Origin of the sequence: Indolivaga capnocytophagoides DSM 22835, from assembly GCF_000426485.1 — a bacterium.
GTDB lineage: Bacteria > Bacteroidota > Bacteroidia > Bacteroidales > Dysgonomonadaceae > Dysgonomonas_A > Dysgonomonas_A capnocytophagoides.
The window spans coordinates 208779-216924 of sequence record NZ_AUFL01000010.1 but is presented as its reverse complement, the minus strand read 5'-3'; the positions used below and the strand labels follow the sequence as shown (position 1 = coordinate 216924).

Below are 8146 nucleotides of genomic sequence, written 5' to 3'. Positions count from 1 at the left end.
ATACGAGACATCCTGTTATCCCAACTATAACAGAAGTTGAAAAATAGTCCGATAAGTATATGTATAAATAGAGGCATAGCAAAACTCATTGCATCGGTATGATACAACAAACACCTTTTTATTCTATATAGGTAGAATTTAGATTGGCGAACTAATTTAAGTTTTATTCGCCTATGTAGTATACGCCTGTGCGTGCGCGTGTGTGGTCTCTCTCTCTCTCTCTCTCTCTCTCTCTCTCTCTCTCTCTCTCTCTCTCTCTAATATTTTAGCACATATATGCAAGCCTAAATCGTTAAAATTTAGAATACCCCATATATTTTTTATGTTAGAAAAAATCGCCATCTAGCTGGATAAGAGATTATTTTACAGGGCAAATATATGTATATATATTTTAACACGCAAGATATCCACCCTTTTCTCTCTTTCAAAACCTCAATACAACTTTCTCTAGCAGCGCTTTAGCCAAAATATCACGTATCCTTTTTAACTCTTGAAACTCTCCAAGGATAGCTGTTGCTCCATCCATATCGCCATCTTTCCATTTTTGATTCATTCGAGACATCAATTCTTTCAATTTTAGAGACATATAAGCATCCTTGAGTTCTAATAAAGCCAAAGGAATCGCAGTTTCCAGTTGTTTTTCTTCAGCTAACGGTGTATCTTCTCTTTTAACATTTTCACCATACTGTTTTGTATGAACTTTCCCCAATTCATAACGGTCTTCGAGCAGATGAGCAGCCAGTTTGCTAATATCCTGTCGGGGATGAGCAAGAAAATAGCGACTAGGTACAAAATTAGGGTCATCCATCTGGCTCACCGCCTCATCAATCACCTCTTTATATAGTGGGTGCTGAAACCAAAGGCCATCCCGTTCCAAGTCGAACTTGATATACTCTAAAGCTGAAACTCTCTCTTCCGGCTCACTGTCTTCGGCTGCTTCGCCTTGAATCATCGGCAAGTTTCCATATCTCACCACATAATACAAGATTGACAATTCGTATTTATCTAAGGTATTCTGCCTGTTAACTCCTTCACGGGGTTTTATATTGATGGTAGATGCAACATTCGCTACTGCCTCATAAGGACTCTCCGGAGGTATAGATTCCGAAGGATTGGATGTTGTCCGTTTTTCATATTCCTTCTCCAGATAGTTGAGCCGTTTTTTGTTTACCTCATCTATCAGTACTCTTTCATCTATCCCAAGCAGATTACTGCAATCACGAATATAAACCGAACGGATAATACTATCGGGAATAATAGTAATACTGTTTACAATATCCGAAATAAGTGCGGCTCTTTTTATTGGATCCTCACCTGCCTCATCCAGAAGCAATTGCGTTTTGAAACGAATAAAATCGACTTCATACTCCTTTATATAAGTCTGTAATGACTCGGCATTTTGTTTACGGGCAAAAGAGTCTGGATCTTCTCCGTCAGGCAAAAGGACGACTTTTATATTCATACCTTCTTCGAGCAGAAGGTCTATCCCGCGCAAAGCCGCCTTTATACCGGCAGCATCACCATCATACAAAACTGTTATATTAGTCGTAAAACGATGAATCAACTTAATCTGCCCGAAAGTCAAAGCCGTACCCGATGATGCGACTACATTTTCGATACCGGCCTGGTGCATGGAGATAACATCGGTATAACCTTCAACCAGATAACAGCAATCAGCCTTCGTTATAGCCTGTTTCGCAAAGTATATACCATATAGCTGGTCGCTCTTATGATAGATGTCACTCTCTGGAGAGTTTACATACTTTCCAGTATTCTCCGCCTTTTTGAGTATGCGCCCTCCAAAAGCAACAACCTTGCCGGACAGTGTATGTACAGGAAACATAACACGCCCACGAAAACGGTCAACCACATAATTGTCGCCTTCGATGGTCAGTCCCGTTTTGATCAGATACTCTTTCCTGAATCCGTTTTTCTGGGCATCCTGAGTAAAAGCATCCCGTTGTTCGAGACTGTAACCCAACTGAAATTTCTTGATTATATCATCCCTGAATCCCCGTTCTTTAAAATAAGACAATCCTACGGTTTTTCCTTCCGAATGATTATGAAGGGTACTCACAAAATAATTACGGGCATGATCATTCAGAATAAAAAGACTTTCTCTTTCGTTATAAGCATTCTTTTGGTCTTCAGTCAGTTCCTTCTCCTGAATCTCTATATTATATTTCTTACCCAGATACTTTAATGCTTCATAGTAAGAAAGCTGTTCGTGCTTCATTATAAAATGAACTGCACTACCTCCCTCTCCACAGGCAAAGCATTTACATATATTCTTGGATGGAGAAACATAAAACGACGGGGTTTTGTCGGTATGGAAAGGACATAACCCAACCAGGTTCACCCCCCGTTTTTTGAGTGTGACAAACTCGCCTACAACGTCATCAATACGTGCAGCCTCTATTATCTTATCTATTGTAATCTGATCTATCATTAAAATATCCTTTCCGGACAACGAAGTTAAGAATAAACTTCAGACTTAGTCTTATTATATCGACACAGGATATTCACACAGTTATCAACAGGTCTTCGGAAGAGCCTAGAAAACCAGTTGCTGCGAATTATAAATCTCCTGATAAATTTTAGATTTCTCAATCAATTCCGAAGGAGTACCTATAGCTTCAACACGTCCGTCTTCTAATACAATCACCCGATCCGCCGATTGCATCGTATTCAACCGTTGAGTGATAATCAGAACTGTTGTATCTTTCAAAACTGAAGCCAATCCCGCTCTTATTTTTTGCTCAGTATCCGAGTCTACAGCACTTGTACTATCATCAAGAATCAATATTTTAGGCTTACGGATCAATGCACGGGCAATACAAATACGCTGCTTCTGACCTCCTGAGACATTTACTCCTCCCCGACCCAATAAAGTATCATACCCATCGGTAAAAGACATTATAAAATCATGAGCTTGAGCAACCTTAGCGGCAGCCTTGATTTCTTCTTGCGAAGCATCAGGTTTGCCCCACCGTATATTTTCGATAATACTTCCGGTGAAAAGCTCATTTTTTTGCAACACCATACCTATTTTATTATGCAATTCATCCAGATGATAATCTTTAACATTGATATTATTAATCATCACTTCACCAGCCGTAGCATCATACAATCGGGGAATCAGCTGCACCATAGAACTCTTAGCCGATCCGGTAGCCCCTACTATAGCGATGGTTTCACCGGATCTGATATGGAAATTTATATCTTTCAATATATCTTCAGCCCCGTCTCTGTGTCGAAAATCAACATGACGGAATGATATATTTCCCTGCTCGATAAGATGCTTAGCCTGCAATCCTTTTTCGGTATTTGCGAGAGAAGGATCCGTATCCAGAACTTCAAGAATCCGCTTTGAAGATGCCGAAGCACGAGCGAAAGACATCATTATCATCGACAACATCATCAACGAAATGAGTATCTGAGCCAGATAATTGACAAACGAAATAAGCTCTCCCACTTTCAGGTCTCCGTGAATAACTTTTACCCCGCCAAACCAAAGTATGGCTATTACCGACAGATTCATGATCAACTGCATTATAGGAAAAGCCGAAACAACAATATTCGAAGCTCTTACAACCATATCCTGCAAGTCTTGGCTGCTGCGGGTAAATTTTTCTTCTTCGAAATCTTCACGGACAAAGGACTTTACGACTCGTATATTTATAAGATTTTCCCTGACAATCCCATTCAACCTATCCACAAGCTGCTGAACCTTTACGAATAACGGAAAACCCTTTCTCAATATCAAATAAATACTTATACTCAATATAGGAATTGCAGCAATTAGGACTAATGACAACTCTTTATTGATCTTTACTACAAAAAACACAGACATGATAATCATCAGCGGAGCACGTAAAAATATCCGCATCAGGATAAGTACAATATGCTGTATTTTTGTAATATCATTGGTTAGCCGGGTAATAAGGGATGCCGAATTGAATTTATCAATATCAGAGAACGAAAGCTCTTGAATTTTCCGAAACAGAGAATTTCGAAGATCCGTTCCGAATCCGATAGAAGTTCGTGACGAAGTGTAAATATTGGCTATACTGGCGGCTAGTCCGGCAACCGATACGAGCAGCATATACAAACCTATGGATGTGATAGCAGATAAATTCCGTTCCATCACACCTTCATCTATTATACGAGCCATAAATAGTGGCTGTATCGATTCACTAGATACGTTTACAAGAACAAAAAGCGGACTCACAAGCAATCCCACTTTATATCGTTTCAGTATTTCCCAATATTTTTTCATTTACAACCAATGATTCTTCTTGTACCATTCGACAGATTCCCTGAGCCCTCTTTCCAGATTATACTTGGGAGAAAAACCCAAATCTTGGACAAGTGGTGTTATGTCACATTCCCAATTACGCTGTTTCATTATTTTATATTTATCACGATTCAGAGTAGAAGGTTTTTTTGTGAATTTCGATATTTCCTCCGAAATTACTGATATCACTTTTAGAACAGACAAAGGAACTTTTAAACTTAACACATACTTCTTTCCTAATATTTTTTTCACAAGAGCAGTATATTCCTTATCAGTATAAACGTCTCCATCTGCAACAAAGTACCCCTTGTTCCGAACGGAACTCTCCAGCGCAAGATATACAGCATCAACCAAATCCTTCACATAAATAAATGTCAAGTGCTGACTTTTGAATCCTGCCCCGACATCCAATCCCGATTTCACGGTCTTCAGCATCAAGAAATAGTCCTTTTCACGAGGGCCATATACCCCTGTCGGACGCATAATGATATAAGAAAAAGCTGCCTTTTCTTCGAGAAAACGTTCCGCCTTAATTTTACTTTCGCCATAAGCCGTATTAGGATTGGGAATATCCACTGTTTTTATCGGAGTATAGTTAACTTCATCTCCGATTCCATAAGCACTCAGGCTACTCATTAATACAAATTTTCCTAACGATATATTCGCCGTATTTATCGCCTCAATCAGATTAGCTGTATATTTAAAATTGATCTTATCGAAATCATCACTATTCAGACATTTTGTAACACCTGCATTATGGATAATATAGTCGATTTCTCCGTATTTTTCAACAAAATCAGACAACTGACCAGTTAGTCTATTTACATTAGAAAACTCTAAATCAACAAATTCAATCCTGCTATCCTGTAAATACTCTCGACTACTGCTTTTTCGGACTCCTGCCCAAACCTGCCAGCCCAAAGACAAGGCTTTTTCAACTAAAAAACTACCAATAAATCCGCTGGCTCCGGTTATTATTACTTTTTTCATATATAAAATACAGCTTATCTTTTTAACGGTTCTCCGAGTTTAAATGTTTCGATAAATGCAAGATTTTCGAAAATCTCCTGCTTACTTTTTTACATTATTCACATACAATGAAATCAGGCAACCTTCTGCAAAGGTAGTAGCTGTTGAGTAATAATATTCACCCAATTTATAAATCATTACACTCGATTGCATATACGGCAAGTCAAATTCTATATCACACGGTGATTTAACAGCATTTAAGCGACCTGCTTTTTGATCTTGATTTGAAGCAAAAAGTAATCTTATCCCACAAAACAAAATGAAAAAGCAAAGTGTTGTTTTCTTTAAATTCATTGCCAAAGTATTATTGATAATATTGAGAACAAATATAAACACTTTTAAATAAAGCCGATTAAAGAAATAAAAGACCATATAAGCAAATTCAACCGATAACCACAACTTATTCCAGCAGAGGATAAGTTGTCTAAATAATATTTCATTACATTTGTAAAAGGGATATATATCACATCTTAAACAGAAAACAAATATCTCTTGTTATATAATAAATTTGAATACATACCAATTATGTCTAAAAATAACATACCGTCAAAACCGACTAAAAAGAGAAAAAAGAAAAATGACCTTGTTTCAATGGTGGTCAATTTTTTCAATAAGAATACCGAAAAAGCATACAATTACAAACAAATAGGAGCCGATCTGGGCATAAAAACCCAACCCGAACGTATGTTATTGATGAATATTCTGGAGAATATGGTGGAAGATGCTTTCATTATCGACACCGGAAAAGGCAAATACAAATCAAATACAAGAGGATTGTTTCTCGAAGGACACTTCGAACGGAGAAGCACAGGGAAAAATTTCTTCGTACCAGACGATGGCGGAGAAAATGTTTTCGTTGCAGAACGTAATTCAGCCCATGCCATGAATGGCGATAGAGTACGTATACAGATGTTGGCCAGAAGAAAAGGAAGAGGTTCGGAAGGCGAAATTGTAGAAATTCTGGAACGTAAACAAACCCGTTTCGTCGGGACATTGAATGTCCAGAAGTTTTTTGCTTTTCTCGAGATGGACAGTAAAATTCTGGCTAATGATATTTTTATTCCGAAAGAAAAACTTAAAAACGGAAAAACAGGAGATAAAGCTCTCGTTGAAATAACAGAGTGGCCTGATCGTGCAAAAAATCCGGTTGGAGAAGTTATTGACATTCTCGGAATAGCCGGAACAAACAATGCCGAAATGCACGCAATACTTGCCGAATTTGGGCTACCTTACAAATATCCTGAAGCTGTAGAAGCCGAAGCCGAAAAAATTCCAACGGAAATAACAGAAGAAGAAATAGCGAAACGTGAGGATTTCCGTAAAGTAACGACTTTTACTATCGACCCTCGTGATGCCAAAGACTTTGATGATGCCTTATCGATCCGCCAGTTGGATAACGGGAACTGGGAAGTAGGAGTACACATTGCCGATGTTACCCACTATGTAACTCCGGGAGGAATTATAGATAAAGAAGGCGAAGAACGTGCAACATCCGTTTATCTGGTAGATCGCACCATCCCGATGTTACCCGAAAGATTGAGCAACGGACTTTGTTCTCTCCGTCCGAATGAAGAGAAATTATGTTACTCGGCTATATTTGAACTGAATGAAAACGCAGATATAAAGAACTACCGGATCGGACGAACCGTTATCGAATCAGATCGCCGTTTTACGTACGAAGAAGCACAATCTATAATCGAAACAGGCGAAGGAGACTTTAAAGAAGACGTCTTGAAACTGGATCAACTAGCAAAAAAGCTTCGGGAAAAGCGTTTTCAGAATGGATCTATTGCCTTTGAACGGGAAGAAGTACGCTTCGAAATCGATGAGAACGGAAAACCGCTAAGCGTATATTTCAAGGAACAAAAGGATTCAAATAAACTGATCGAAGAATTCATGTTGCTGGCAAATAAAACAGTAGCCGAATTTATAGGAAAGGTTCCTAAAAACAAGCAAGCCAAGACCTTTGTATATCGCATACACGATTTACCAAATCCCGAAAAACTGCAAAGCTTGTCGGAATTTATCCGCCGCTTCGGATACAAAGTCAAGACTGATGGAAGCAATACTGCTGTAGCTAAATCAATCAACCAACTATTGGATGATGTCCATGACAAACCCGAAGAGAATCTAATCTCTACCATAGCTGTACGCGCTATGGCAAAAGCAGTGTATTCAACCTCAAATATCGGACACTACGGTCTGGCTTTTGATTACTATACACACTTTACTTCTCCGATCAGACGTTACCCCGATATGATGGTACACCGCCTGCTCACCCTCTATATGGAAGGAGGACGAAGCGTAAGCAAACAACTGACCGAAGATGAGTGTAAACACTGCTCCGAAATGGAACAATTGGCAGCTAATGCCGAACGTGCATCTATCAAATACAAGCAGGTAGAATTTATGTCGGATAAAATCGGCAGGGTATTCAAAGCGCTTATATCCGGTGTAGCGGAATGGGGTATATATGCCGAAATCGAAGAAAATAAATGTGAAGGACTTATCCCCATGAGAGAACTCGATGATGACTTCTACGAATTCGACGAAAAGAACTACTGTATACGCGGACGACGCAGCAAACGCGAATATCGTCTGGGAGATGAGATTGAGGTAAAGGTCGTTAGAGCCAATCTCGAACGTAAACAATTAGATTTCTCTATTGTAGAATAAGATAGAAATTCGTACTTTTGCACGCTGTTCGGCGTGCAAAAGTGTCGCATTGAGACATTAGTATCATTAAATACACTTCAAAAAAAACACTCCGGCTCATTAGGGAATCAGGTTAATAACAGTCATCAAGCCTCAACATTTCCA

5 protein-coding genes are annotated in these 8146 nt (G+C 38.9%); 1 reads left to right on the top strand and 4 read right to left on the bottom strand.

Going from position 1 to position 8146, the window contains the following annotated elements; genetic code table 11:
- Positions 1–424 precede the first annotated feature (424 nt).
- The 4 genes from dnaG to K322_RS0105855 all read right to left on the bottom strand — a co-directional run bounded on the left by dnaG (position 425) and on the right by K322_RS0105855 (position 5620).
- Positions 425–2449, bottom strand: a complete 2025-nt coding sequence (gene dnaG, locus K322_RS0105870) for a DNA primase (protein WP_026626053.1) — start codon at positions 2447–2449, stop codon at positions 425–427.
- A gap of 105 nt (positions 2450–2554) precedes the next feature.
- Entirely contained in the window at positions 2555–4279 is a 1725-nt protein-coding gene (locus K322_RS0105865) for an ABC transporter ATP-binding protein (RefSeq protein WP_026626052.1), read from the bottom strand.
- A complete protein-coding gene (locus K322_RS0105860; RefSeq protein ID WP_026626051.1) occupies positions 4280–5287 on the bottom strand; it encodes an NAD-dependent epimerase/dehydratase family protein in 1008 nt (335 codons plus the stop codon).
- 81 nt (positions 5288–5368) lie between these two features.
- Positions 5369–5620: a hypothetical protein gene (locus K322_RS0105855; RefSeq protein WP_134436938.1), complete on the bottom strand. Its 252-nt coding sequence runs from the start codon at positions 5618–5620 to the stop codon at positions 5369–5371.
- Between the two features lie 228 nt (positions 5621–5848).
- On the opposite strand from K322_RS0105855, the gene rnr reads away from it, so the two are divergent.
- Positions 5849–8002, top strand: coding sequence for a ribonuclease R (gene rnr / locus K322_RS0105850; protein WP_374116881.1), 2154 nt, complete (start codon positions 5849–5851; stop codon positions 8000–8002).
- Positions 8003–8146: the final 144 nt, after the last annotated feature.